This window comes from Celeribacter sp. HF31 (assembly GCF_011806455.1).
Lineage (GTDB): Bacteria > Pseudomonadota > Alphaproteobacteria > Rhodobacterales > Rhodobacteraceae > Celeribacter.
In genome coordinates this window covers 258370-281517 of the sequence record NZ_JAATOT010000003.1, presented here as the reverse complement: position 1 = coordinate 281517, position 23148 = coordinate 258370, and the positions used below count along the sequence as shown (strand labels likewise).

The 23148-nt window shown below is 54.3% G+C and carries 26 protein-coding genes; 14 read left to right on the top strand and 12 right to left on the bottom strand.

Annotated elements, in window-relative coordinates:
- Positions 1–186 precede the first annotated feature (186 nt).
- From HCZ23_RS07615 to HCZ23_RS07595, 5 genes are all read left to right on the top strand, one after another.
- Positions 187–1035: a flagellar motor protein MotB gene (locus tag HCZ23_RS07615; protein ID WP_167601123.1), complete on the top strand. Its 849-nt coding sequence runs from the start codon at positions 187–189 to the stop codon at positions 1033–1035.
- Positions 1036–1126: 91 nt separating this feature from the next.
- Complete coding sequence (locus HCZ23_RS07610; RefSeq protein ID WP_167601122.1) at positions 1127–2422, top strand: flagellar hook protein FlgE; 1296 nt, start codon at positions 1127–1129, stop codon at positions 2420–2422.
- Positions 2423–2452: 30 nt separating this feature from the next.
- Complete coding sequence (flgK, locus tag HCZ23_RS07605) at positions 2453–3910, top strand: flagellar hook-associated protein FlgK (protein ID WP_167601121.1); 1458 nt, start codon at positions 2453–2455, stop codon at positions 3908–3910.
- Positions 3911–3912: 2 nt separating this feature from the next.
- Complete coding sequence (locus tag HCZ23_RS07600) at positions 3913–4920, top strand: flagellin (RefSeq protein WP_167601120.1); 1008 nt, start codon at positions 3913–3915, stop codon at positions 4918–4920.
- Positions 4920–6023, top strand: coding sequence for a flagellar basal body P-ring protein FlgI (locus HCZ23_RS07595; protein ID WP_167601119.1), 1104 nt, complete (start codon positions 4920–4922; stop codon positions 6021–6023). The genes HCZ23_RS07600 and HCZ23_RS07595 overlap by 1 nt, the downstream gene beginning before the upstream one ends.
- Positions 6024–6162: 139 nt before the next feature.
- Here HCZ23_RS07595 and fliP read toward each other — a convergent pair whose 3' ends face one another.
- From fliP to fliF, 4 genes are read right to left on the bottom strand one after another with little or no spacing between them, the layout of a single operon-like run.
- Complete coding sequence (gene fliP / locus HCZ23_RS07590) at positions 6163–6900, bottom strand: flagellar type III secretion system pore protein FliP (protein WP_167601118.1); 738 nt, start codon at positions 6898–6900, stop codon at positions 6163–6165.
- A gap of 6 nt (positions 6901–6906) precedes the next feature.
- Entirely contained in the window at positions 6907–7185 is a 279-nt protein-coding gene (locus HCZ23_RS07585; protein WP_167601117.1) for a FliM/FliN family flagellar motor switch protein, read from the bottom strand.
- The gene (locus tag HCZ23_RS07580; protein WP_167601116.1) at positions 7178–7816 is read right to left on the bottom strand and encodes a flagellar biosynthesis protein; all 639 of its coding nucleotides are present in this window, start codon (positions 7814–7816) and stop codon (positions 7178–7180) included. The genes HCZ23_RS07585 and HCZ23_RS07580 overlap by 8 nt, the downstream gene beginning before the upstream one ends.
- Positions 7816–9459: a flagellar basal-body MS-ring/collar protein FliF gene (gene fliF / locus HCZ23_RS07575; RefSeq protein ID WP_167601115.1), complete on the bottom strand. Its 1644-nt coding sequence runs from the start codon at positions 9457–9459 to the stop codon at positions 7816–7818. Before fliF ends, HCZ23_RS07580 begins: the two co-directional genes overlap by 1 nt.
- Before the next feature lie 126 nt (positions 9460–9585).
- Between fliF and fliL the strand changes: the two genes are divergently transcribed.
- The 9 genes from fliL to HCZ23_RS07530 all read left to right on the top strand — a co-directional run bounded on the left by fliL (position 9586) and on the right by HCZ23_RS07530 (position 18932).
- Complete coding sequence (gene fliL / locus HCZ23_RS07570; protein WP_167601114.1) at positions 9586–10086, top strand: flagellar basal body-associated protein FliL; 501 nt, start codon at positions 9586–9588, stop codon at positions 10084–10086.
- A gap of 10 nt (positions 10087–10096) precedes the next feature.
- Positions 10097–10501 carry a hypothetical protein gene (locus HCZ23_RS07565; RefSeq protein WP_167601113.1) on the top strand — a complete coding sequence of 135 codons (405 nt, stop codon included), beginning with the start codon at positions 10097–10099 and terminating at the stop codon, positions 10499–10501.
- Positions 10498–11133 (top strand): MotE family protein, encoded by a 636-nt coding sequence (locus tag HCZ23_RS07560; protein ID WP_167601112.1) that lies wholly within the window; start codon positions 10498–10500, stop codon positions 11131–11133. The genes HCZ23_RS07565 and HCZ23_RS07560 overlap by 4 nt, the downstream gene beginning before the upstream one ends.
- A gap of 76 nt (positions 11134–11209) precedes the next feature.
- Positions 11210–12079: a flagellar motor stator protein MotA gene (motA, locus tag HCZ23_RS07555; protein WP_167601111.1), complete on the top strand. Its 870-nt coding sequence runs from the start codon at positions 11210–11212 to the stop codon at positions 12077–12079.
- Positions 12076–14448 carry a hypothetical protein gene (locus HCZ23_RS07550; RefSeq protein ID WP_167601110.1) on the top strand — a complete coding sequence of 791 codons (2373 nt, stop codon included), beginning with the start codon at positions 12076–12078 and terminating at the stop codon, positions 14446–14448. Before motA ends, HCZ23_RS07550 begins: the two co-directional genes overlap by 4 nt.
- Before the next feature lie 158 nt (positions 14449–14606).
- Positions 14607–16697, top strand: a complete 2091-nt coding sequence (gene flhA / locus HCZ23_RS07545) for a flagellar biosynthesis protein FlhA (protein WP_167601109.1) — start codon at positions 14607–14609, stop codon at positions 16695–16697.
- Positions 16694–17470 (top strand): flagellar biosynthetic protein FliR, encoded by a 777-nt coding sequence (locus HCZ23_RS07540; RefSeq protein WP_167601108.1) that lies wholly within the window; start codon positions 16694–16696, stop codon positions 17468–17470. Before flhA ends, HCZ23_RS07540 begins: the two co-directional genes overlap by 4 nt.
- Positions 17470–18561 (top strand): flagellar biosynthesis protein FlhB, encoded by a 1092-nt coding sequence (locus HCZ23_RS07535; protein WP_167601107.1) that lies wholly within the window; start codon positions 17470–17472, stop codon positions 18559–18561. Before HCZ23_RS07540 ends, HCZ23_RS07535 begins: the two co-directional genes overlap by 1 nt.
- Positions 18558–18932, top strand: coding sequence for a hypothetical protein (locus tag HCZ23_RS07530; RefSeq protein ID WP_217703141.1), 375 nt, complete (start codon positions 18558–18560; stop codon positions 18930–18932). Before HCZ23_RS07535 ends, HCZ23_RS07530 begins: the two co-directional genes overlap by 4 nt.
- A gap of 6 nt (positions 18933–18938) precedes the next feature.
- Here HCZ23_RS07530 and HCZ23_RS07525 read toward each other — a convergent pair whose 3' ends face one another.
- Genes HCZ23_RS07525 through flgC form a run of 8 tightly spaced genes read right to left on the bottom strand, consistent with a single transcriptional unit; the run spans position 18939 to position 23144 of the window.
- Positions 18939–19457 (bottom strand): flagellar basal body-associated FliL family protein, encoded by a 519-nt coding sequence (locus HCZ23_RS07525; protein WP_167601105.1) that lies wholly within the window; start codon positions 19455–19457, stop codon positions 18939–18941.
- A gap of 12 nt (positions 19458–19469) precedes the next feature.
- Positions 19470–20195, bottom strand: coding sequence for a flagellar basal body L-ring protein FlgH (gene flgH / locus HCZ23_RS07520; protein ID WP_167601104.1), 726 nt, complete (start codon positions 20193–20195; stop codon positions 19470–19472).
- A 14-nt stretch (positions 20196–20209) separates the two neighbouring features.
- Positions 20210–20644 carry a flagellar basal body P-ring formation chaperone FlgA gene (gene flgA, locus HCZ23_RS07515; RefSeq protein ID WP_167601103.1) on the bottom strand — a complete coding sequence of 145 codons (435 nt, stop codon included), beginning with the start codon at positions 20642–20644 and terminating at the stop codon, positions 20210–20212.
- Complete coding sequence (gene flgG / locus HCZ23_RS07510) at positions 20641–21426, bottom strand: flagellar basal-body rod protein FlgG (protein WP_167601102.1); 786 nt, start codon at positions 21424–21426, stop codon at positions 20641–20643. The genes flgA and flgG overlap by 4 nt, the downstream gene beginning before the upstream one ends.
- A 14-nt stretch (positions 21427–21440) precedes the next feature.
- The gene (locus tag HCZ23_RS07505) at positions 21441–22157 is read right to left on the bottom strand and encodes a flagellar hook-basal body complex protein (protein ID WP_167601101.1); all 717 of its coding nucleotides are present in this window, start codon (positions 22155–22157) and stop codon (positions 21441–21443) included.
- A complete protein-coding gene (locus HCZ23_RS07500; RefSeq protein WP_167601100.1) occupies positions 22157–22423 on the bottom strand; it encodes a flagellar biosynthetic protein FliQ in 267 nt (88 codons plus the stop codon). Before HCZ23_RS07500 ends, HCZ23_RS07505 begins: the two co-directional genes overlap by 1 nt.
- A gap of 3 nt (positions 22424–22426) precedes the next feature.
- A complete protein-coding gene (fliE, locus tag HCZ23_RS07495) occupies positions 22427–22723 on the bottom strand; it encodes a flagellar hook-basal body complex protein FliE (RefSeq protein WP_167601099.1) in 297 nt (98 codons plus the stop codon).
- A gap of 28 nt (positions 22724–22751) precedes the next feature.
- Complete coding sequence (flgC, locus tag HCZ23_RS07490) at positions 22752–23144, bottom strand: flagellar basal body rod protein FlgC (protein ID WP_167601098.1); 393 nt, start codon at positions 23142–23144, stop codon at positions 22752–22754.
- Positions 23145–23148: the final 4 nt, after the last annotated feature.

The following is a 23148-nucleotide window of genomic DNA, read 5'->3' as shown; positions in this document are numbered from 1 at the left end:
GCGACACTGATATTTTAACCCATATCCAATGGGTGTCGGAGGTTTCATGCGGACGCAAAGGCTCAACGGACTGCGCAAACTTGCTGCGCATCTTATGTGACGGAATATCTGTTCAATTTTAGAAATTAAGACGGTGTTTATTCACAACTGCTATCCCTGTTTTCGGGTGAAAAATGAGGTGGTGGTATGAGCGGAAAAGGGAACGCTCCGATTATCATCAAGAAGAAGAAGGTTATCGCAGGCGGCGGCCACCATGGCGGCGCCTGGAAAGTGGCTTATGCCGACTTTGTGACCGCAATGATGGCCTTCTTTCTCTTGATGTGGTTGTTGAACGCGACGACGGAAAAACAGCGCAAAGGGCTTGCGGATTACTTTAATCCGACCATTCCCGTGAACCGCATTTCCGGCGGTGGTGACGGCTCTTTTGGTGGCGACTCAGTCTTCACCGAGGAAACCCTGTCGCAAAATGGGACAGGGGCGTCAAACACGCATAGTGCCAATGACAGTGGGGCCGCGAAATCCGAAAGCACGGAAGACGAGGATACAGCTGAGGCACTCGAGGCGAAGGCTTTCGCAGATGTACAAGAGCTTTTGACGGCATTCAGTGGCGAAAGCATGGCTGCAGATGAGGCGATGCGACATATCGTGACCCGGGTGACGGACGAAGGTTTGATCATCGAACTGCACGATCTCGATGATGAGCCGCTGTTCTCCTCGAAATCCTCAGAGCCGTCTGAGGTGATGGATTTGCTCGTGGAAATGTTGTCTGAGGTCTTTAAAATCGTCCGAAATGACATTGCGGTCTCAGGCTATGTGCGCTCTCAACCCCTTGTTGTTGCTGACAATCCGGTCTGGGATTTGTCGACCAAACGAGCAGATCAGGTTCGGCTTTTGTTGGAAAAAAATGGCACCCCTTCGGCACGTATTCAACGGGTGACAGGTTATGCGGATCGCAAACCTGCTGTCGGCAATCCAATGGCTGCCCGTAACAACCGTGTCGAGATCGTCTTGCTGAGAAAACAGATAAAGAAATAGATCGCATTTTAAGCGTTAGGGAGCCGTTAAGCCTCATTGTGCATGCTGAAACCAGTTTTTTGGGTCCCAGCAGCAGAAAGGCGCTACCCCCATGTCGATTTCTTCTTCTCTTAATGCCGGTGTTGCCGGCCTTGCAGCAAACGCTACGCGGCTTGCAACGATTTCCGATAACATCGCCAACTCCGGGACATATGGGTACAAACGTGCCTCAACCGATTTCGAATCCTTTGTGATCTCGAACTCCGCAAACACCGGCACCTATACTGCAGGCGGCGTCCGTGCGAGCACGACTCGCTTGATTGACGAGCAGGGGCCGCTGATCTCGACCTCGAACGCGACGGATATTGCCGTTGCTGATGGCGGTTTCCTTCCGGTGACTACCGAAGTGTCGCTTGACGGCAATATGGGCGATCAACCCCTGATGATGACCACCACCGGATCGTTCCACACGGACGCGGACGGCATTCTCAAGACGTCTTCCGGCCTTGTTCTGCTGGGTTGGCCCGCCGAGGCCGATGGCTCCATCGCCACCTATGCGCGCGATACAATGACGGGACTTGAACCCGTGGTTATCAATTCCAACCAGACGGCTGGCGACCCGACCACCAAAATCAATCTCGGTGTAAACCTGCCCGCAGAAGGCGCGACCACTGCCCTGCCGGCTTCTGTGGAATACTTCGGCAACCTCGGTACCTCCGAGGCGTTGGACATCACTTTCACGCCGGACCCTGTGACCCCGAACAGCTGGACCATGACGATCACTGACACTGCATCCGGTGGTGCCATTATCGGCGAATATGATCTGGTGTTCGATGATACGCGCGGCGCAGGCGGCACGCTTTCGACCGTCACTCCGACGGTCAACAACCCGGCAACTGCAACCTATGATTCGGGGGCAGGCACCCTGGCTCTGACCGTTGCGGGTGGCCCGATCGAAATGACCATCGGCAAACCGGGCGACACCAATGGTCTCACCCAGCTGTCCGACGGGTTTGCGCCCACCTCGATCACCAAAGACGGTTCGCCCGTTGGTAACCTGACTTCGGTAGAGATCGACGACGGCGGCTATATCACGGCAACCTACGATACCGGTTTTACCCGCGTGATCTATCAAATCCCGCTGGTGGACGTCCCGAATCCCAATGGCCTGACCTCTCTGGGCAACCAAACTTATCAGGTGTCGCCGGATTCGGGTTCCTTCTTCCTGTGGGATGCGGGGGACGGCCCGACCGGTACGATCGAAGGTTTTGCTCGCGAAGGCTCCGCCACCGACGTGGCCGCTGAACTGACGGATCTGATCCAAACTCAGCGGGCCTATTCCTCGAATGCAAAGGTCATCCAGACGGTCGACGAGATGCTCCAGGAGACCACGAACATCAAACGCTGAGCCTTAAAGTGACAAGTTAGGAGGCTAGACATGAGTATTTCTTCGGCCCTTTCAAATGCCTTGAGTGGCCTGAATGCTGTGTCGCGCGCGGCGGATGTCGTGTCCTCCAACGTCGCCAACGCCATGACAGAAGGGTATGGCAAGCGGGAAATCGAGTTAACCTCGCAGCAACTGGGCAGATATGGCTCCGGCGTTTCAGTCGTCGGGGTCACTCGCTATCATGATCCGGTCGTGACGGGCGAGCGTCGTTATGCGGGTGCAGAGGCGGCACTCGAAAATACCCGCGCGGAGTTTTACGACTCCTATGCTGCGGCCATGGGCCAGGCCGATGAAAAGGACTCCATCGCAGGCCGGATCACCGGTCTCGAAACCGCACTGATCGAAGCCGCCAGCCGCCCGGATTCCGAGGCGCGGCTGGCGACTGTTCTGGACGCGGCAAGTGACTTAACGACACAAATCAACGATGCCTCCGACAGCATTATGGACACGCGTATGGCCGCGGATAAGGAAATCGCACAGACCGTCGATTTCTTGAATTCCGCACTGCAACAGGTTGTCGATCTCAATGTCGCGATCCAGAAACAGATCACTCAAGGCTATGATGCCAATGGTCTCATGGATCAACGTCAGACATTGGTTGATCAAATTTCCGAATTCATTCCCGTGAATGAAGTCGAAAAAGATAACGGGATGATTTCCCTCTACACCAATGGCGGTGCCTTCCTCGTAGACTCCAAGGCCGCAACCCTCGGGTTTACACAGACGCCGATCATCACTCCCGATATGACTGTTTACGGTGGTGCTTTGTCAGGCCTGACGATCAATGGTCTGGACATGCCGACGAGCACGGACAAAGGCCCCATCGCTGGCGGTAAACTCGCGGGCTTGTTCGAAGTGCGCGATGTACTGGCACCTCAGGCCCAAACCGAACTGGATGCTCTCGCACGTGACCTGATCGAGCGTTTCCAGACACCCGATGCGGATTCCACTCTGGCGATCGGTGATGCGGGTCTCTTTACCGATGGCGGTGTGGCCTTTGATGTTTTGAACGAAGAGGGCTTGGCTGGGCGGATTTCCGTGAATGCTTTGGTCGACCCAGATCAGGGTGGCGACCTGTGGAAGCTTCGTGACGGGCTTGGTGCTGTGACAGAGGGCGATCAGGGCGACGCGACCGTCCTGAATTCTTTGGCCAACGCGCTACAAAAGTCCCGTGTCGCGGCTTCGGGCGGATTGACCGGCATCGAACGCTCGGCACTTGGATTTGCAGCTGACATCTATTCGCTCGCGGAAACGAACCAACTCAACGCGGAGGCGGATCTGACCTACGCCTCGGCCCGCCGCGACTCGCTTGAGGCCATTGAATTGGAGAATGGCGTGGACACGGATCAGGAAATGCAACGGCTTCTCGTGATCGAACAAACCTATGCCGCGAATGCCAAGGTGATTTCGACCATCGAGGCGCTCATGGATCAGTTGATGGGGATTTGACGATGAGTACGATTTCTTTCGGTGATAGGGCTGCGACGCTCCGGAACATGCGGTTTACGACGCAAACCAAGCAAGATCTCGACAGATATAACTACGAGGTCGCAAGCGGTAAAAAGCAAGACCTGTCCGGGGCGGTCTCTGGTGACTTTTCGCCCTTGGCGTCCATTGAACGTTCTCTTCGAACCCTGGGCTCTTATGATATCGCGATCCAGGAGGCGGACCTTTTTGCAACTGCTTTGCAATCCAGCTTTGGATCAATTTCTTCGCACGTCGAAGATCTCTCTTCCAGCCTGTTGACGGCCTCGACAAACGCTGATGCAACCAGTGTTACAGTTGCTGCGAAAGACGCGCGTACAAGGTTTGACGCGGTCGTATCCACTTTGAATGCCCGGATCGGAGATCGTTCGCTTTTGAGTGGTGCAGCAACGGGACAGACGGCGCTGATGACAGCTGATGATATGATGAGCGAGCTGGTGACAGCAGTTTCCGGCGCCTTGACCGCGGCTGACGTGGAAACCATTGTCGATGATTGGTTCATGTCCGGCGGTGGCGGTTATGAAACCACCGCTTATCAAGGGTCGGCGAATTCTCTGTCGCCTTTCTCGCTCGGCGAGAACGAAAAGGTGAAACTGGATATCACCGCAGAAGACATGTCCATCCGCGAAACGCTCAAAGGCTTGGCTTTGGCCTCTCTTGTCGATGAAGGCGTTTTTGACGGTGAGGTCGGGACGCAAGCATCTCTGTTGCGCAGCGCAGGCGAGACCCTCATGGGCGCTCAGGCCGGTTTGGCCGATCTCCAGGCTCAGGTCGGCTCGATCGAGGCGCGTATCGAAGAGGCAAACCTGTCCAACAAGGCCATGACCTATTCCTATGAGACGGCAAAATCCGAAATCATTTCGGCAGACCCCTATGAGTCCGCGTCAATGCTCACTCAAACCGAAACTCAACTTCAACTCATCTACACGCTGACCGCGCGTATGTCCCAACTTAGCCTTGCGGATTACATCTGATGTTCAAATTGCTCTCCTCTCTTCTTTTTGCGCTCCTGCTGGCTCTTCCCGCCGCAGCCAACCCCATTCGGATCAAGGATCTCGTCGAATTCGACGGAGTGCGTGGCAACGATCTGGTCGGATATGGCCTCGTTGTCGGTTTGAACGGAACGGGCGATGGTATCCGAAACGCGCCATTCACCGAGGAAATCATGTCCAGCATCCTTGAACGTCTCGGCGTGAATGTGACCGGAGAGCAGTTTCGACCCAAAAACGTCGCAGCTGTCTTTGTCACCGCGACGTTGCCTCCCTTTTCTCGGACAGGCGGTAAGATCGATGTGACAGTTTCGGCGATTGGTGATGCGAAAAGTCTTTTGGGCGGCACGCTGATCATGACGCCGCTCAATGCGCCGGATGGTCAGATTTACGCCGTCGCACAAGGCACCGTTATTGCCGGCGGTGCTTCTGCCGAGGGAGCCGGTGCATCTGTGGTGCAAGGTGTGCCGACCTCTGGCGTTATTCCGTCTGGTGCGCGGGTTGAGCGTGAAATCGATTTTGATTTCACGCAGCTCAAATCAGTGCGCTTGGCGCTTCGCAACCCCGATTTCACGACGGCTGAACGGATTGAAGATGCCATTAATCAGGATTTCGGTCGCGTTGTATCCAGAATGCTCGATGCCGGTACGGTGATCTTGGACATCAAGGCGACCAAGGAACTGTCCCCGGCGCATGCTTTGGGGCGGGTGGAAAACATTTCTGTGCAGCCGGAGCGTAAAGCGCGTGTCGTCGTGGATCAGAGATCCGGCACGATCGTGATGGGGGAAGATGTGCGGATTTCCCGTGTGGCCGTTAGCCAGGGGAACTTGACCCTGCGTATCCAGGAAGAGCCGCTTGTGGTCCAGCCTAACCCGTTCTCAGACGGCGGCACAGTGGTCGTTCCCAGAACGCAGGCCTCTATTCAAGAAGAGCCCGGCATCGGATTGGCGGAAATCAATGAGGGCACCTCTCTGTCCGAGGTGATTGCAGGTCTGAATGCGCTGGGCGTGTCGCCGCGCGACATGATTGATATTCTGAAAAGCATCAAGGCGGCCGGAGCCCTGCATGCAGAGTTCCTGGTGCGATAACTCGCACTGGGGCAGAAGCGGAAAAGCTGTGCTGCAGTCGAGGAGGTCCCAAGGAGTCGCTCAGCCAAGGTCAGAAAATAATAAAACGCGCCCCGTAATGGAGCGCGTTTTATTTGTGAGCTTTTCGTGAGACTGCCGGTCAGAAATAGCTGCGGACGAGGGCGCTTGAGATCAAAGCCCAGCCATCGGAGACCACGAAAAAAGCCAATTTGAAGGGCAGGGATACGATGGCCGGTGGCACCATCATCATCCCCATGGACATTAGAATGGCTGAGACAACAAGGTCGATGATGAGAAACGGCAGGAAGATCAGAAATCCGATCTGAAATGCGCGTTCGACTTCGGAAAGCAGAAAAGACGGAACCAAAAGGGAAAGCGGCGCATCGCGAGTGACGCCGTTCACGTCGTTGATATCCGTGCGAAGTTCTTGAAGCTGTTGGAAAGTGTCGGGATCAATGCGGTTGGACATAAAACCGCGAAAGGGATCAATTGATAGCTGGAATGCCTGTTCGAGAGGGATGTCGCCGTTCACGTACGGCTGAATTCCGATGGTCCAACTTTCCGTAAAAACCGGTTCCATCACGAAATAGGTCAGAAACATCGCCAGACTGATCATCAACATGTTCGGTGGCGATTGTTGCAGACCGATGGCCTGACGCAGGATAGAGAGAACGGTAACGATAAAAGGAAAACAGGTCAGTGTGACGGCGATCCCTGGAACGATGCTCAGGACCGTAATGAGCAGCAAAAGCTGAATGGATCGGGTGGCCAGTGAACCGTCGTCACCGAGATCAAGCGTGATAGCCTGTGCGCTTGCGGTTTCCCCGATCAATAGAAAACCGATCGCCAGCAAAAGCAGAGGTGCAGAAAGCCGCATGAGAGCTCACAATCCGTTTTTCAGGTCGGCAACCTCGATGAGGCGCACGGCCAATTGACCGGCTTGCCCGCCTTCCAGCTCCTGCAATTCGCCACGCGCAATCAGTTTGTCTCCGACGTAAAGCTCAACGGGATCCTCGATATTCCGATCCAGGGGGAGGATGCTGTCGCTTTGCAGTTTCAACAAATCCTTCACGAGCGGCCTGGCTTTGCCGACGGAAATCGTGATCTCGATGGGAACCTGAGAAAACGGGTTCGTGGCAGTGTCTTCAGTATGTTCAACCATGTTTCATGGCCTCCTCATTCAGGGCATAGACCGCATTGATGGCCTTACCGATCTTTTCCACGGCAGCATCCATATCGATCTTTTTCTCAAGCTCGCCCATGCGCAGATACACCTGACCTTCGGCGAGACTTGGTTCTTCAATGATGTCCAATGGAATGGTTAACGAGTCGTCAATGAGACGCTGAATTGCCGGGCGTGATGCCGGAGAAACAACAATTTGTATCGGCGCATCCGAGGCATCCTCGGCCATGGGCAAAAGTTCCTCGAGAATGGTCTGGCCGAGTGTTTCATTCACAAGGTTGGGCAGGACCTTGCTCACCATTTCGGTCAAAAGCGGCTCAAGCGCTTTCATGACATGCGAACGGGCCTCATGAAAGGTGAAGCCCAAGTCCTGAAGATTGCGCGCAAATTCAGCGCCGATTCTGGACTGGTCTTCCCCTTCGGCGCGCGTCGCATCGTCCCAACCCGCCTTATATCCTTGCTCATAGGCGGCCATACGTTTGGCTTCAATTTCTTCTTCTGTAGGGCCAACCGGTGCAGCTTGCTGTTGCGGAATATCCTGCACTTTTTGTGCTTTTGGCTTTGGTCTGGGGGCCGCGCCGAAGTCCTCGAGAGGAAACAGAGAGGTCATCACGCATTCTCCTCAGTATCTTCCATCCAGCCGCGCAGAATTTCGACAGTTTCATCTTGACGGTCTTCGATAAGTTTCTTGAGGCGCTTCACAGGATCTGAGGGAATACCGATCTCATCGTCACCGAAATCGAAATCGGAGACGACACCCATTGTCGGCAATTCAAATCCGCCATCAGAAATTTCGCCACTCAAAGCAGGGGGTGTCGGCCTCGGAAGATCCGGTACAGGTATTGTCGCGGGCACCGCGTCAGACATGTTATCCAGCGACGGATCAGCGGGTGCCGGGAGAGCGATTGAAGGCTTGGATAGGATTGGACGCAACACAAAGAGGCCGAGAATAAGGGAGACGACGGCCAGAACAGCCAGTTGAATAATAGACATCAGATCAATGCTCATCGTGGACATCAGAGAGCTTTGCGCCTCAGTGCCTTCCACGAGAACAGGTTCGAATTCCATGGTTTTGAGGGTGATCTGATCGCCTCGCGCTTCATTAAACCCAATGGCAGAGGCTACGAGATCCCGCAGGGCTTCAAGCTCTTCGGCACTTCTTGGTGTCCAGCTTACCTCATCGGTCTCCGGATCAATGGTTCTGAGGCCATCGACCAAAACGGCAACAGTCAGCCGTTTGATCGCGCCAGGGCCGCGTTGAATTTCGCGACGGGTTTCGGACACCTCGTAATTCACGCGTTCACGCGTTTCGCTGTTGTTCGAACTTGAATCACGCCCCGTTGCGCCCTCGCCATCGGGCAGATTCGAAGCCACAGTGACGGAGCCGCCTCCACTATCTTGTGACGAAGTGCTGCGTTCTTCCGTTTCAGAACTGATCGCAACTCGGCTTTCCGGATCGAAATGACGCTCGACGATGGATTCCTGATCCGTTTCGGTTTCGACGGAAACCTCGACAACAGCCTTTCCAACACCGACACGGGCCTCGAGCAAGCGTTGCACATTCTGACGCATTTCATCGGCGCGATCAGTGCTGCCGCGCGCGCCCGTCGTTGGATCATCTCCGCTTACGACAACGCCGGTACGACCATCGATGACGGAGACGTTTTCGGGCGACAGACCGGCGACCGCCGAGGACACAAGATACCGAAATGCTTTGGCCTGTTCGGCCGAGATGGCGCCACTTGTGGCAGTGACCGTCACCGAAGCGGAGGCGGCGATTTCGCGTTTGAAAGGTTGCGATGACGGATTGGCGATATGGACGCGTGCGGCTCTAATCTGTTGAGAAGACACGATTGTTCTGGCGATCTCACCTTCTTTGGCACGCCAGTAGGCGGCGTCGAACATTTGCGATGTCGTACCGAATCCGGAAAGAGAATCGAGCAACTCATAGCCGCCCGTGGAATTCGCAGGCAAGCCTTCGGAGGCCAATGTCATGCGCAATTCATCGCGCGCATCGGCAGGTACGAAAATCGCTCCCCCGCGAATCTCATAGGCCACGCCTTGAGCCTCAAGCGACTGAACAACTTCACCAGCGGCACTGGTTTCCAGTCCGGAATACAAAAGCGACATAGAGGGTTTCGTCGCCATGCGGGACAAACCAATGATCGCAGCAAACATGACGACGGTTGCGCCGACGACGATGATGCGACGTTTGGGATCTAAATTGGACCACACAGAAAGAATCTGTTGCAAGACGACACTCCTTGAATGTGCGGGCTTCTGCCCCCGCCTGTTCTTAGAAATGTCCGATCAGCCTTAACAATCGGTTAGCTACCTTCGGGATAAAACAGATTCGGAACAAAAATTCTGGATGGACCCATGGCTGAAGAAGAACAGCTTGAAGAAGAACCGAAGAAAAAATCAAAACTGCCCCTGATCCTGGGAGTGGTCTTGATGTTGGTTCTGGGTGGCGGCGGTTTTTTCGCCGTCTACTCGGGCATGCTCTTTGCACCCGAAAGTGAGCATGTCGATGAAGAGCTCGCTGCTCTTGAGGAAGAGCCAATGGCGCCTTTGCCCAGTGTTGCTTTCGTGTCTGTTGAGCCGCTGATCGTCAACCTGATCGACACCACAGGACATGGGCGACATTTGCGGTTTCAGGCGCAGCTCGAAGTGCCGATGCAATATGAGCAGGAGGTGATCACCTTGCTTCCGCGCGTCATGGATGTGTTGAACGGGTATCTTCGGGCCGTCGATGTCACGGAGTTGGAAAATCCTTCGGCTCTTGTGCGTTTGCGCGCGCAGATTTTGAGACGTCTTCAGATCGTGGCCGGCGAGGGTCGCGTCAAGGACGTGCTCATCATGGAATTTGTCATCAATTGAGGACCCTCACATGGAACTGATCGCAGATATCCTCATGATCGCCGGAACCTTGGCTGTCGCCGTCTATTGCGTGGTTTTGGCACGTCGATTGAGCCGGTTTACGGATCTGGAAAAAGGTGTTGGTGGGGCCATTGCCGTGCTGTCTGCTCAGGTGGATGACATGACAAAAACACTGACGAAGGCGCAGAAAACGGCGGGCATGTCCGCTGCGAAATTGGAAGATTTGACTCAGCGTGCCGAAGATGTCTCGCGTCGCATGGAGCTCCTGATCGCATCCATGCATGACCTGCCTGCAGCACCGGAGCCGGTCAAACCCAATCCGAAAGCAGAAGCGGAATGGCGGGAGCCTCAAGAGGGACCTGAAGGCGAAACCTTGTTTCTGAGCCAGAGACGTCGCGTGGAGGCTGCACAATGACAAAGGCAAAAAATTCTCCAAAGGTTAAGCCAAAAACCAAAGTGAAACGTCGGCTTCGTTCGGGTCGCGGTGCGCTTTGGGTCATTGCAATGATATTTGTGGCATCCGCAGCCATCCGCTTGGCATCTGGAACAGGTGCAGCCATCGCGCGCGAAATGTCCGAACTCTCGCATACAGAAACCGCTGAAAACCAGGGACAGTCATCGGAACTCTGTCAAACTGATGAAGAATCCGCAGCGCTGATCGCAGCCCTTTTGAAACGCGAAAGAGACGTCGAAGAAAAAGAGCTTATGGTTGCGCAAAAAATGAAGTCGATCGAGTTGGCGCGTGCAGAAGTGTTGGAAAACATTGCCGCCCTGGAAGATGCGGAAGCACGCCTGCAGGCTACGATGACGCGCTCACAAACTGCAGCTGAAGACGACTTGGCAAAGCTTACGGCGGTCTACGAATCGATGAAGCCAAAAGAAGCCGCAGCTCTCTTTGAGGCGATGTCGCCAGATTTTGCCGCAGGTTTTCTTGGAAGAATGCGTTCTGATGCAGCAGGGGCGATCATGGCAGGCTTGACGCCTGAAACAGCCTATACGATCTCGGTTATTTTGGCTGGTCGAAATGCAAAAGCGCCGAGTGAATAGGCCGTTAGGCAAACTTTCTTAAGAGGTTTGTGACAGGTTGAGCCTGTTTGAACCTAAGACATAAGGACATGAGAACATGATCGGTATCGTCGGGATTTTGCTGATCTTCATTATGGTGTTCGGCGGCTATATTGCCGCTGGTGGTAAGCTCGGTATCATTTTGAAGTCTCTGCCTTTTGAGTTCATGATGATTGGCGGGGCGGCGGCTGGTGCCTTCGTGATCTCGAACGATATGTCGGGGATTAAGCACACGCTCAAAGATATCGGGAAAGTCTTCAAAGGTCCAAAATGGAAGCCCGAAGATTACAAGGATTTGCTGTGCTTGCTTTTCGAATTGATCCGTTTGGCCCGTCAGAATCCTGTTGGACTTGAAGAGCATATTGAAGCACCTGAAAACTCGTCGATTTTCACGAAATATCCAAAGATCTTGGCCGATAAGGAAGCGATTGCTCTGACCTGCGACACGCTGCGCTCTGCTTCGATGAATTATGACGATCCGCATCAGGTCGAAGAGGTTCTTGAAAAGCGGTTGGAAGCCAATATGCATCATGCGCTGCATTCATCGCACGCTATGGCAGCTGTTGGTGACGGTTTGCCCGCGCTTGGCATTGTGGCAGCCGTCTTGGGGGTGATCAAAACGATGGCCTCGATTGACCAGCCTCCGGAAATTCTGGGTAAAATGATCGGTGGTGCGCTCGTTGGGACCTTTCTGGGTGTGTTTCTCGCTTATGGTATCGTGGGCCCATTTGCTGGCAAGATGAAGGACGTCATCGAGGAAGACGGGCACTTCTATCAACTGATCCGAGAAGTTCTTGTCGCCAATTTGCACAATCATGCGACGAACATTTGCATCGAAGTCGGGCGTCAAAATACGCCAGGTCATTGCAGGCCGAGCTTTTCCGATTTGGAGGAAGCGCTCAAAGAGGTGAAATCGGAGGCCGCATGATCCGGATTCTTGGATTTATTTGTGGTTTAGCGCTCTTGCCATATGGTTTATTGGCAGAGACTATCGACGTGCGCTCGGGTGAACACGCTGGATTTTCGCGTCTTGTGATGCAGTTTCCAACTGACGTGGACTGGGAATTTGGCCGGTTAGACGGCCAGTATGAATTTCGCGCAAATATGGATGATATTACCTTCAATACGGGTGAGATTTTCCAAAAAATACCGCGCAGTCGTATAGAGAATGTTGAGGTTGGCGCGGGATATCTGAGACTTACGACGCCGGACAATGTGCATGCAGATGTGTTTGAGTTAAGGGCCGGTCGAATTGTAATAGATATAAAAGACGGCGCAGCGCCGCCGACTTCGTCGTTTGAGGCCGAATTGGTCATCGCGAATAAAAATGTCGGTTCTGACATTGTGGATGAGAGCGTGGAGGAATTTATGCCTTCAGTGCAAACCAACACTACATTGACTTCAAGCGATGGTGATGACGGCTTCACATCCGTGAGCGATGATTGGATCGTCGAACTTGAGCCTGTCGAACTTCCGATCATTATCTCCAAATCTATAGAAGATGATGTTGCGCCCAATCCCTCTGCAGCGGCACTCACTGATACTTTAGATCAGCAAATCGCACTCAAATCGGATCGTGTAGATGATTTGGAACGGCAGCTGCTTGAGCAGATCGGGCGTGCTGTTTCTCAAGGCCTTTTGGAGCCAGATGTGACTGAAACTGAAAAGGTGGTTGAGGAAACGCGTTCATATCAAGAACAGCAAGGTGCTGCGACACATGCTATTGAAGATGTCGAGATCGCTATTGAAGAGCCGGTCCAGGAGCGTTCCCACATTCGTATTCAGTCCTCGATTGATCGCGAACAAAATCACCAAGCTGAACAAGCTATGACGGATGGACATGGTACAGTCTGCTTGGACAATAGCCTCGTGCAAATTACGGATTGGGGTAAGCCTCTGGAAGAAGGTTTAGATATCCCTGAAAGACGTGCTGCGACGATTGGAGAATTCGATCTTCCTCATCCAGAAGGTGTTAAGCGTCTAGCCCAATATTATCTCTATCTCACGTTCGGCGCCGAGGCTAAATCTGTGCTGACCGATTTTGGCGTGACTGTGGAGGGCCACGATATTCTTTCTGCAATGGCAGATATTATGGACCAAGGATATACAGATGACCCAGGTCGCCTGGCGCAGCAGTTTGGGTGCGATGGTGCCGTGGCATTTTGGTCTGTCATGGCAAAGGAAAACTTAAACACTTGGGAAACTTATAATCTGGATAGTGTGTTGTCGACATTTTCCGCTCTTCCCATTCACCTTCGGCGCTATCTGGGACCTCCTCTGTCAGAGCGGTTTATCGCAATTAATGACTTGGACAGTGCCAAATACATTCAAAATGCAATTTTGCGAACAGAGGGCGATCACGGCGATGCTTTCGATCTTCTAGACGCGGAACTTGAACTCGTGGACGGCAATCTTGATGAAGGCGTTCAGAAGCTCGAAAATATTGTCGACGAAAATGGAGATACGGCTCCAGAAGCGTTGGTTAGGCTCATTTTGACCAAAGTATCTGAGGGCGCGGAAATCGACAAAAGACTCGCTGAAAATGCAGAAGCTATGGCTGTGGAATTTCGTGGGAGCGCCTATGAAGGAACACTGCAAAATGCCGCTTTTCTTGCCCGCATTTATTCGGGCGGGGCCGACATTGCGTTACGGCAAATGTTGGCATCGCCATCAGCGCATAGAATAACTGATTCCCAGAAGAATTATCTTCTGTCACAAGCCTTGGAGATATTGGCTCGCGATGCGGATGATGCAACGTTTTTGAAAATCGTCCTCGCTCATCAAGATGATATCTTCAAAGCAGATATTGCGAATAGCACACGTCTCAAGGTTTCAGAACGCCTCCTGGATATGGGCTTTTTTGAAATGTCTCTGGATTATATGTCCGGATATTCCGGGCAAGATGAGCATGTATCGAAATTGATATTGGCTAAGGCCTTTCTTGGGTTGGGCGAGGCTGAGGCAGCACTCAGATATGCGTCCCAAGTTGAAGGTCAGGAGGCGCGAAATATTGCCTCTAGAGCATATTTTTATTTGAATGACCCTGACAGTGCGGCGCGTATCCTGGCGGAGGATCCCTCTACCCCTGAACGCGATATCTTTTCAATGATGGCTGAAGATTGGGAAAGTTTGGGCCAGTCCGATAAGAGTGAAATGTCCACTTTCGCAGATGTTATGAAAGAAAAAATAGGGTCGACAGACCGAAGTGATGATGCCGTACCAACCCTATCCGACGTCGAAGACATGCTTTCATCCAGTCGTGACTCGCGCAGCGCCCTTGAGACCTTGCTAAATTGAATGAGATGACGCGAGAGCGCGTCAACACTTTGTAAACCACGTCTGACGTATTCTCAATTTGCAGCAAGAAATGCCGCGAGTGAGAGAATGCACAAAATCAGACGGACACAGCTCAAAATTGTCGTGTCGACCCCTCTCTTCTTGCATGAGAGGGCATCATGAACTTCAGTATTTCAAATGTGTTCAAGCCAACGATCTTGCTTGCACTGGCCTTGATGGTCGTGATCGTCATGATGGTCTTGCCCGTACCCTCATGGGTGCTGGATCTCGGTTTGGCAACGAGTTTTGCACTCGCGATCCTGATCTTTACCGTTACGCTTTTTATTGAACGCCCATTGGATTTTTCGGCATTCCCGACAATCCTCCTGGCCAGCCTGATGTTACGTCTGTCGCTGAACGTGTCCTCCACCAAACTGATCATTGGTCAGGGGCACACAGGCACGTCCGCAGCCGGCAATGTGATTGAGGGATTTGCAAGCTTTGTCATGAGCGGCTCCGTGCTTTTGGGGCTGGTTGTCTTCACCGTTCTGCTCATCGTGAACTTCATGGTGATCACCAAAGGCGCCGGTCGTATGGCGGAAGTTGGGGCACGGTTTGCTCTCGACGGAATGCCAGGCCGACAACTTGCCATTGATGCGGATCTATCTGCGGGTGCGATCACACATGAAGAGGCGAAACAGCGACGTGAACAGGAACTGGCGGAAACCACATTCTTCGGCTCTCTGGATGGTGCGTCCAAATTCGTGAAAGGCGATGCTGTTGCAGGCCTGTTGATCACACTGATGAATATCGTCATGGGGCTGGTCATCGGGATTGCTGTCCACGGTATGCCTCTAGGTAAAGCATTTGAAACATATGCTATTCTGACAGTAGGTGATGGCTTGGTGAGCCAGATTCCATCTGTGATCATTTCGATCGCGGCGGCGCTTTTGCTGGCGAAAGGTGGAACCAGCGGGTCTGCAGATCTCGCTTTGTTCCGGCAACTTGGGAAATATCCTCCTGCCCTTTACACGGTTTCTGTGCTGATGGCGCTCTTCGCTTTCGTGCCTGGGTTGCCGTTTGTCCCATTCATCGGAGGCGCAATCGTCCTTGCCTCCAGCGCCTATTTCGTCTCCCGCAAAAACGAAGAAGAAAGGAAAGAACAAGAAAAGAAAGAGGCAGCCGCGCCCAGCCCCAAAGAAGAACGTGAATCTATGGGGGATGTACTCGATTTGGATGACATTCATGTCGAATTCGCACCAGATCTCGTTGCTATGGTTCTCGATCAGCAGACAGGTCTGGATGCGCGTATCGTCAACATGCGCAATCATGTCGCTACGGTTTTTGGTCTCATACTTCCTGAGATTCGCCTGACCGATGATCCGAGTTTGCCGCCGGGAACATATGTCGTTCGTATTCAAGGTGTCGAACAGGCAAAGGATCGCTTGCGAAAAGATAAGGTATTGGCTCTGGTCTCCGGAGACGCCTCCATGCTGCCTCTGGGGGAGGATGTTTCCGAGCCCGTCTACGGCGCCCCCGCGCGCTGGATCGATCCCTCGAAAAAAGAGGATGCGGCCTTGATGGGGTCCACGGTGGTCGGAGCAACCGAAGTGCTCGCCACACATCTTCTCGAGGTGATCAAACGTAATTTCCCGCGCTTGCTGACGATGAAATCTTTGCGGCGTCTGCTCGATGAAATGACCAATCTGACGGACAAATCCAGGGCAGAAGCCAATCAAAAGCTCCTCAACGAACTAATCCCCGATCGTGTTCCGATGGACCTTCTGCTGTCCGTGTTGCGTCTCCTGTTGGAGGAACGCGTCTCCATTCGCAACATGGCGCTGATCCTCGAATCCATTTCCGAAGCACGTGGCTCCCACGCGAATGCCGAGTCGATCTGTGAACATGTGCGTCAGCGGTTGGGCTTTCAGCTCATCTCGGAAATCAAGCGCGATGATGGATCGCTTCCCTTGCTGCAATTGTCGCCGGAATGGGAAGAAAGATTCACGACCTATCAAATCGATGGCGAGAGAGGGCACTCGGACATTGCTCTGCCGCCGGATCAGTTCAACAAGCTCGCCAAGACCATGGCAGATAAAATTGCCAAAGCTGGCGAAAGCGGCATTTACCCAGGCATCGTCACATCGACACGCCGACGCCGGTTCCTTCGGACGGTTCTGTCTGCCCAGGGCATTCAAAATCCGGTCTATTCCTTTGAAGAGATTGGCACGGATGCAAAACCGTCTCTTGTTGGATTGGTGCCAGCATGACGGAAAGCCTCGCAGAACTCCTCGAACTGAGCCAAGCAGGATTGTTGGCTGCGTTTCTTGTGTTTCTTCGCGTGGGTGCGATGATGGCCGTGGTGCCGGCATTCGGGGAAAAGTCAATTCCGGAGCGGGTGCGTCTTGTGCTGGCTATCGCTTTCACGGCCATCGTCTTTCCGGCCGTCGTTCCAGAGGTACAACATCTCACGGCGTCGCCACAAAGTCTCGCGCGCGCCGTGGCGACGGAGGTGATCTCCGGTTTGTTGCTGGGATTGATCCTCAGGCTCTTCGTGATGGTATTGCAAATCGCGGGGACGATGGTGGCGCAATCCACATCGCTATCACAAATTTTCGGCGGGGGTGCAGTCGAGGCACAACCCGCCATTGGCCACCTGTTCTTCGTGGCTGGGCTCGCGCTTGCGGTGATGCTCGGATTGCATGTGCGCATCGCAGAAATTTTAATCCTGTCCTATCGATATTTCCCCGCGGGTCAGTTCCTCCCGCCGCAAGATGTCATGATGTGGGGGGTGGATCACATTTCCAAGGCCTTCGCGCTGTCCTTCAGTTTGGCTGCACCCTTTGTCATTGCATCCCTCATCTACAACGTGGCGCTCGGTGTCATTAACCGTGCGATGCCGTCGCTGATGGTAGCGTTCGTCGGTGCCCCGGCGATCACTTTGGGCGGCCTGTTGCTTCTCTTTGCCACAACGCCGATCCTGCTCGAGATTTGGCAAGCGGGTTTTGCCCAGCTGCTTCTCAATCCGTTTGAGGCCCGCTGATGGCTGAGGGAGATGATGACGACGACAAGCAATATGAGCCGTCACAAAAGCGTCTGGATGACGCGCGCAAAAAGGGTGAAATCCCGCGCTCAAACGATCTGACGACGGCGGCGGCCTATTTTGGCTTTATCGCGGCGGCCGTTTCGTTTGGCGCAGGAAGTCTCCAGCAAATGGGAACAGCCCTTCAGTCCATGCTCGGCGATGCCGATTTGAACGCGCAGGCCTGGTTTGGCGGGTCGGGAACACCCTGGACCATGGGGTTGATGCAGGTGATTGGGGCCGGGCTTTTGCCATGGTTCGCCGTGCCTGCCGTCTTGGCGCTTCTGGTTATTTTTGCGACGAGATCCCTGATCTTTGCCCCGAGCAAGATCGAACCGAAACTGTCGAAAATTTCTCCGCTCTCGAATGCGAAAAACAAATTTGGCCGATCCGGGCTTTTTGAATTTGCCAAGAGCTTTTTCAAACTGACGATCTATTCCGTGGTTTTGGGAGTCTATCTCTACACCAAACTCCCGCTCATCATGTCCACGATGTCCCTGAGCCCCGGGATCGTTGCGGCAACTTTGGCCGAATTGACGGTCGGGTTTATGGTCATCGTGCTGATGATTTCGCTGTTGATTGGCGGCGTCGATTACCTGTTTCAGTACAGCGAGCATATGCGCAAACACCGGATGTCGCGCAAGGAATTGACGGATGAGGCGAAAGAGCAAGAGGGTGATCCGCATTTCAAAATGAAACGCCGGCAAAAAGGTGTTGAGATCGTGATGAACCAGATGCTTGCCGAAGTGCCAAAAGCAGATGTGGTCATCGTGAACCCGACGCATTACGCGGTCGCACTGAAATGGGATCGCATGACAGGCGGTGCGCCGATCTGTGTCGCCAAAGGTGTTGATGAGATTGCCGCGCGCATTCGCGAGGCGGCCAATGAAAACGGCGTGCCGATTCATCGCGATCCGCCGACCGCGCGGGCACTTTTCGCGACGGTCGAGATTGGCGAACAAATCCTGCCTGAACATTACCGTGCCGTCGCGGCTTCTATCCGGTTTGCCGAAAAAATGCGTCAGAAAATGAAAACGCAGTTCGGGCAATGACAATGAAAAAGCAATTGGAAAATCTGAGACGCCTGAAAGAGGTTGCCGAGCTTTCGTTGAACGCAGAGCTCGCGAAGCTGTCTGAGATCAAACGCGAAGAGCAGCCCTTGAGGGTCAAACTCAATGAGCTTGAAGCAAGCCGCAAGCAGCGCGCGGAATTTGTCGGGGGTGCGACTGATTTCGATATCGCCAGTTTGATGGGGGTAGATGGCGCCTGGGACAGATGGGCGGCAAAGCAGCAGCGGCAAATCATGCAAGACCTCGCCAAGGTCGCGGAACGGCGCGAGGCGCAGCTTGAACGCACACGCAAGGCGTTTGGCAAAAAAGATGCGCTCGGCAAATTGGCCGAGCGCATCGAGAAACCAAGCTGAGATGTTTTAATCGATGTCCTGACGGACGATATCGATCACAAGCACATCGTTGATGTCCGGCCCAATGGTCTTACGCGCAACTTCCAAAAGCGCATGACGCAGAGCGTTCATCGTGCTGCTGTCCGTGAAGGCGCCTTTGAACCCGCCGGTGTTGGCGTGATCGAACAGCACCTGAAGGAACGCATCCCGAAGTTTCGGCTCGCGGGCATAAATCGTTTCCCGGGCGCCGGTTTTGGCCTCAAGGCTAAGCGACAAAACAACCATGGCGACAACGCGTCCTCCCTCGAGATCCGGAATGACAAATTGGTTGTTCAGCTTGACGTACTCGAAGGCGGTATTCTCCTCGTCGGCATGGTCTTCATCGCCATGCGCATCCGCTTGAGCATGGTTCGGATCGGGTGCATCGACATCACCACAGGGATCAATCTGGACAATTTCGGGGTCGGGCCGAAGCATCAGCCCGCCACCGACGCCGGCCCCAAGGCCGACAAGTGCCAATAGAATGGGGAGGAGTTTCTTAATCACGCGACCCTCCCGTCAGAATGGCAAGACGATATCGGCAACCTGCTGACCGTACCGCGGTTGCTGAACCTGAGTGATCTGACCGCGGCCACCGTAGGAAATGCGCGCAGAAGCGATCTTGTCATAGGTGATTTCATTTTGCCGAGAGATGTCTTCCGGCCGGACATAACCCTCGACCAGAAGCTCACGAATTTCGAAATTCACCCGTACTTCCTGGGTGCCCTGAATATGCAAAACACCATTCGGGAGCACATCGACAATGGTGGCCGCGATCATCAGTTCAAGCTTTTCATTGCGCTTGACGCTGCCATTTCCGGACGAGGATGAGTTGGAATTGGTGCCCACGGCAGACCCCATGCTCGCACCATCCGGGAGGACTTCATTGATCCGCTCCGGAAGGCCAAACAGCGAGGAAATCCCCATGGTTTCAGAACCCGAGCGACCGCGTTTGGAGGTGTTCGACATTTCGGCGCTGTCATCGATTTCGATCACAACTGTCAGAATGTCGCCCCGTTCAATGGCGCGCCGATCCCCCAGCAACGATTGACGAGAGGCATTCCAAAGCGACGCCCCATCGGCCGGGCTGCGCGGCGCGATTTGATCGGGGAGAGTTGGGTTGCGCATCGCTGCGGTTTCCGACGAGCTCTCAATCGGGGTGAACTCGGGAAGACGACCGACTTCCTTGAGATCGGAGCAAGCCGAAAGAGCGAGAAAAGCGGGCAGGAGAAGATGAAGACGCATGGCATAAGTCCTGATTAATGTGCGGCAATCCCGCCGACATGGATGGATCCATCTGGCGCCACGACGCCAGAAACGGTTGTTCTTGAGGAAAGATTCATGACGCGGACCACGTCGCCCACAGAGGCGCGGCTCATGGCGCGCCCATCGGCGGAGATGGTCAGGCCGCCATGGTTGTAAATCAAGGGCACGATCTGGTTGCGGTCGATGATGGCGGCAGGCCCGATATCCGCCTGAGAAATCGGACGGCCCGTGTAAAGCATGACCCGCGCCTCAAGCCCGACTGCCTCGTCAATCGTGGCGATGGCGCCGGGCACATTGCCATCGATCGTGGCGAGATCCGATGCACTGAGAATGGTCTGCGCACGAATGGTCCGTGCCGCGACGACGGTCTCTGCGCTTGCGGGGAGTGCGAGCCATAGGGAGGCGAGTATGAGGGAAAATCTGATCATCGGATTTGCGTGGTGGCAGAGAGCATCTGGTCGGCGGCGGTGATGACTTTGGCGTTCAATTCATAGCCGCGCTGGGCCTCAATCAGCTCGGTCACTTCGCGTACGGCGTCGACGGAGCTGTCCTCGAGATAGCCTTGTCGCAAGGTGCCAAGCCCGTCGACACCGGGGGTCGAGACATTCGCAGGACCCGAGGCTTCGGTTTCCAGGAACAGATTGGACCCGATGGCTTCCAAGCCCTTGGCATTCGAAAATCCGGCCATGGTGAATTGGCCCAAAAGTTCGGCCTCGACCGAGTCGTTGAAATAGGCGTAGACCTCGCCGTCAGCGTTGATCGAGATCGCGCGCGCATCGTCCGGGATCGTGATGTCGGGCACAACAGGATGCCCATCCGAGGTGACGATAAGACCATCGGCGGAGCGTTTCAGCCCACCGTCTCGTGTGTAGGCGGATTGGCCGGAGGGCAGGGTGACCTCAAGATAGCCAAGCCCTTCGATGGCGACATCAAGATCGCCGCCGGTCGGTGAAAGCGAGCCTTGCGCCAATTCCACCGTGACGGAAGAAGGACGCACACCCAGACCAAGTTGAACACCGGTCGGAAGAACGGTCCCATCCGCAGAGTTGATCGTGCCGGGACGCGCCAGTTGTTGATAATGCAGATCGGCGAATTCGGCGCGCCGCGCGTTATACCCGGTGGTGTTCATATTCGCGAGGTTTTGCGAAATGGTTTCCACCCGCATCTGCTGGGCGCTCATGCCCGTGGCTGCAATCTGGAGTGCACGCATGTCAGTCTCCTTTCTTAGCGACCGAGCGTCGAGATGACGGATTTGATCCGCTCATCTTCTTGCTCAGAGAATTTTTGACCCAGGGTGTAGGCGTGTTGCACCTCGATCATCCGGGCGACCTCGGTGATCGCATTGACGTTCGAATTTTCGACATATCCTTGTAAAATCACCGCTTCTTCTTGGGGGACGATCCCGCCGTCGGTGTAGAATCGGACACCATTGTTGCGGGTCATGCTGGTCGGGTCTTCCGGCATGTAGAGACCGATTTGCGACAGCGGCACACCATCCGCAGACAGCGTGCCATCAGCGGCCACGGCCACGGTTTTTGCATCTGGCGGAATGAAAATCGCGGCACCGCCGTTGTCCAAAAGCTGATAGCCGTCATGGGTTGTCAGCTCACCTTGCTGATTGGTGGTAAACGCGCCGTTTCTGGTCAAAGCCTGGCCATCCGGGGTGTCGATCAAAAAGAACCCGTCACCCTCAATCGCCAGATCATAGGTGCCGCCTGTGGGCGTCAGAGGTCCCTGCGCATTGTTGGTCAGTCGCACATTGGCGTTCGCCATCGACAGGCTGTCCTCGTCTTTGCCGAGTGCGCTGATATGCTCGGAAAACAACAGCCCCTCTTTGCGAAAGCCGGTCGTCGAAACGTTGGCGATGTTGTTCGCAATGGCTTGAAGTTCGCGGTTGAGACCGACCATGCGTGTAAGTGTGGTATATCCTGCACTGTCCATCACAGACCTCCAATCAAAGGGATGATGCGGTCCTGGAAGAAACTGGTCAGGGTTTCGGTCATGAAGCCCATCGACATCCAGAACACGATCAGGATCGCCACCAGTTTCGGCACGAAGGTGAGTGTCATTTCCTGAATGCTTGTCAGGGCCTGAAACAGACCGACGGTGATACCGGCGAGCAACGCGACAACAAGGATCGGCGTCGAAATCATCGTCGCGATCCAAAGTCCCTGTCTCAGAGTGTCGTAAAAGACCAGTTCATCCATGGCTTACACCGGCATCCGAAGGATTTCCTGATAGGCCTCAACCACCTTGTCACGCACGGTGACGGCGGCTTCGATCGCCATCTCGGATTGGGCCAAGGCCTGAACGAGCGCCTGACTGTCGGCTTTGCCGGCCATGGTCGCCTGTGCGACCTCTTCGCCCTGGGCCAAAGTTTCCGCAAAACTTGCCGCGGCCTTGCCTAGAAGGTTTTGGCCTGCCTGTTCGTTGGTCTTGGGTTGCGCCGCGGTTGCCGGACGTGTCGCGGCATACCCTTGGGCTGCAAATGCTGATCGGATATCCATTCTGGTCTCCTAAATTTTGCGTGGCGTTTTACCGACGCAGTAGGTCAAGCAATGATGAGGACATTTGTCGGGCCTGATCGAAAACCTTGAGGTTCGCCTCATAACTGCGTTGCGCTTCGCGCGCGTCCGCAATTTCGATCATGAGCTCAACGTTCGAGCTGTCGTAAAACCCGTCTTCTCCGGCAAGCGGATGGCCGGGGTCGTAAACTTCCCTCAGAGGTGAGGCATCAAGTTCCACCGGGCCGGTCTCCACCGCACCTGTTTTGGCGCCTTGATCGACAACCTCTTCAAAGGAAACGGTTTTACGCTGATAGCCCGGCGTATCGGCGTTTGCGATGTTCTCGGACACATAGCGCAACCGATTGGATTGAGCCTGCATGCCCGAGGCGGACAGGTTGAGAATATTTTGCAAATCAGACATTCAC

Bases quoted from the DNA above. Each gene is read 5' to 3' on its own strand.
- HCZ23_RS07615 (WP_167601123.1), top strand. From the start codon at position 187: ATGAGCGGAAAAGGGAACGCTCCGATTATCATCAAGAAGAAGAAGGTT.
- HCZ23_RS07610 (WP_167601122.1), top strand. From the start codon at position 1,127: ATGTCGATTTCTTCTTCTCTTAATGCCGGTGTTGCCGGCCTTGCAGCA.
- flgK (WP_167601121.1), top strand. From the start codon at position 2,453: ATGAGTATTTCTTCGGCCCTTTCAAATGCCTTGAGTGGCCTGAATGCT.
- HCZ23_RS07600 (WP_167601120.1), top strand. From the start codon at position 3,913: ATGAGTACGATTTCTTTCGGTGATAGGGCTGCGACGCTCCGGAACATG.
- HCZ23_RS07595 (WP_167601119.1), top strand. From the start codon at position 4,920: ATGTTCAAATTGCTCTCCTCTCTTCTTTTTGCGCTCCTGCTGGCTCTT.
- fliP (WP_167601118.1), bottom strand. From the start codon at position 6,900: ATGCGGCTTTCTGCACCTCTGCTTTTGCTGGCGATCGGTTTTCTATTG.
- HCZ23_RS07585 (WP_167601117.1), bottom strand. From the start codon at position 7,185: ATGGTTGAACATACTGAAGACACTGCCACGAACCCGTTTTCTCAGGTT.
- HCZ23_RS07580 (WP_167601116.1), bottom strand. From the start codon at position 7,816: ATGACCTCTCTGTTTCCTCTCGAGGACTTCGGCGCGGCCCCCAGACCA.
- fliL (WP_167601114.1), top strand. From the start codon at position 9,586: ATGGCTGAAGAAGAACAGCTTGAAGAAGAACCGAAGAAAAAATCAAAA.
- HCZ23_RS07565 (WP_167601113.1), top strand. From the start codon at position 10,097: ATGGAACTGATCGCAGATATCCTCATGATCGCCGGAACCTTGGCTGTC.
- HCZ23_RS07560 (WP_167601112.1), top strand. From the start codon at position 10,498: ATGACAAAGGCAAAAAATTCTCCAAAGGTTAAGCCAAAAACCAAAGTG.
- motA (WP_167601111.1), top strand. From the start codon at position 11,210: ATGATCGGTATCGTCGGGATTTTGCTGATCTTCATTATGGTGTTCGGC.
- HCZ23_RS07550 (WP_167601110.1), top strand. From the start codon at position 12,076: ATGATCCGGATTCTTGGATTTATTTGTGGTTTAGCGCTCTTGCCATAT.
- flhA (WP_167601109.1), top strand. From the start codon at position 14,607: ATGAACTTCAGTATTTCAAATGTGTTCAAGCCAACGATCTTGCTTGCA.
- HCZ23_RS07540 (WP_167601108.1), top strand. From the start codon at position 16,694: ATGACGGAAAGCCTCGCAGAACTCCTCGAACTGAGCCAAGCAGGATTG.
- HCZ23_RS07535 (WP_167601107.1), top strand. From the start codon at position 17,470: ATGGCTGAGGGAGATGATGACGACGACAAGCAATATGAGCCGTCACAA.
- HCZ23_RS07530 (WP_217703141.1), top strand. From the start codon at position 18,558: ATGACAATGAAAAAGCAATTGGAAAATCTGAGACGCCTGAAAGAGGTT.
- flgH (WP_167601104.1), bottom strand. From the start codon at position 20,195: ATGCGTCTTCATCTTCTCCTGCCCGCTTTTCTCGCTCTTTCGGCTTGC.
- flgA (WP_167601103.1), bottom strand. From the start codon at position 20,644: ATGATCAGATTTTCCCTCATACTCGCCTCCCTATGGCTCGCACTCCCC.
- flgG (WP_167601102.1), bottom strand. From the start codon at position 21,426: ATGCGTGCACTCCAGATTGCAGCCACGGGCATGAGCGCCCAGCAGATG.
- HCZ23_RS07505 (WP_167601101.1), bottom strand. From the start codon at position 22,157: ATGGACAGTGCAGGATATACCACACTTACACGCATGGTCGGTCTCAAC.
- HCZ23_RS07500 (WP_167601100.1), bottom strand. From the start codon at position 22,423: ATGGATGAACTGGTCTTTTACGACACTCTGAGACAGGGACTTTGGATC.
- fliE (WP_167601099.1), bottom strand. From the start codon at position 22,723: ATGGATATCCGATCAGCATTTGCAGCCCAAGGGTATGCCGCGACACGT.
- flgC (WP_167601098.1), bottom strand. From the start codon at position 23,144: ATGTCTGATTTGCAAAATATTCTCAACCTGTCCGCCTCGGGCATGCAG.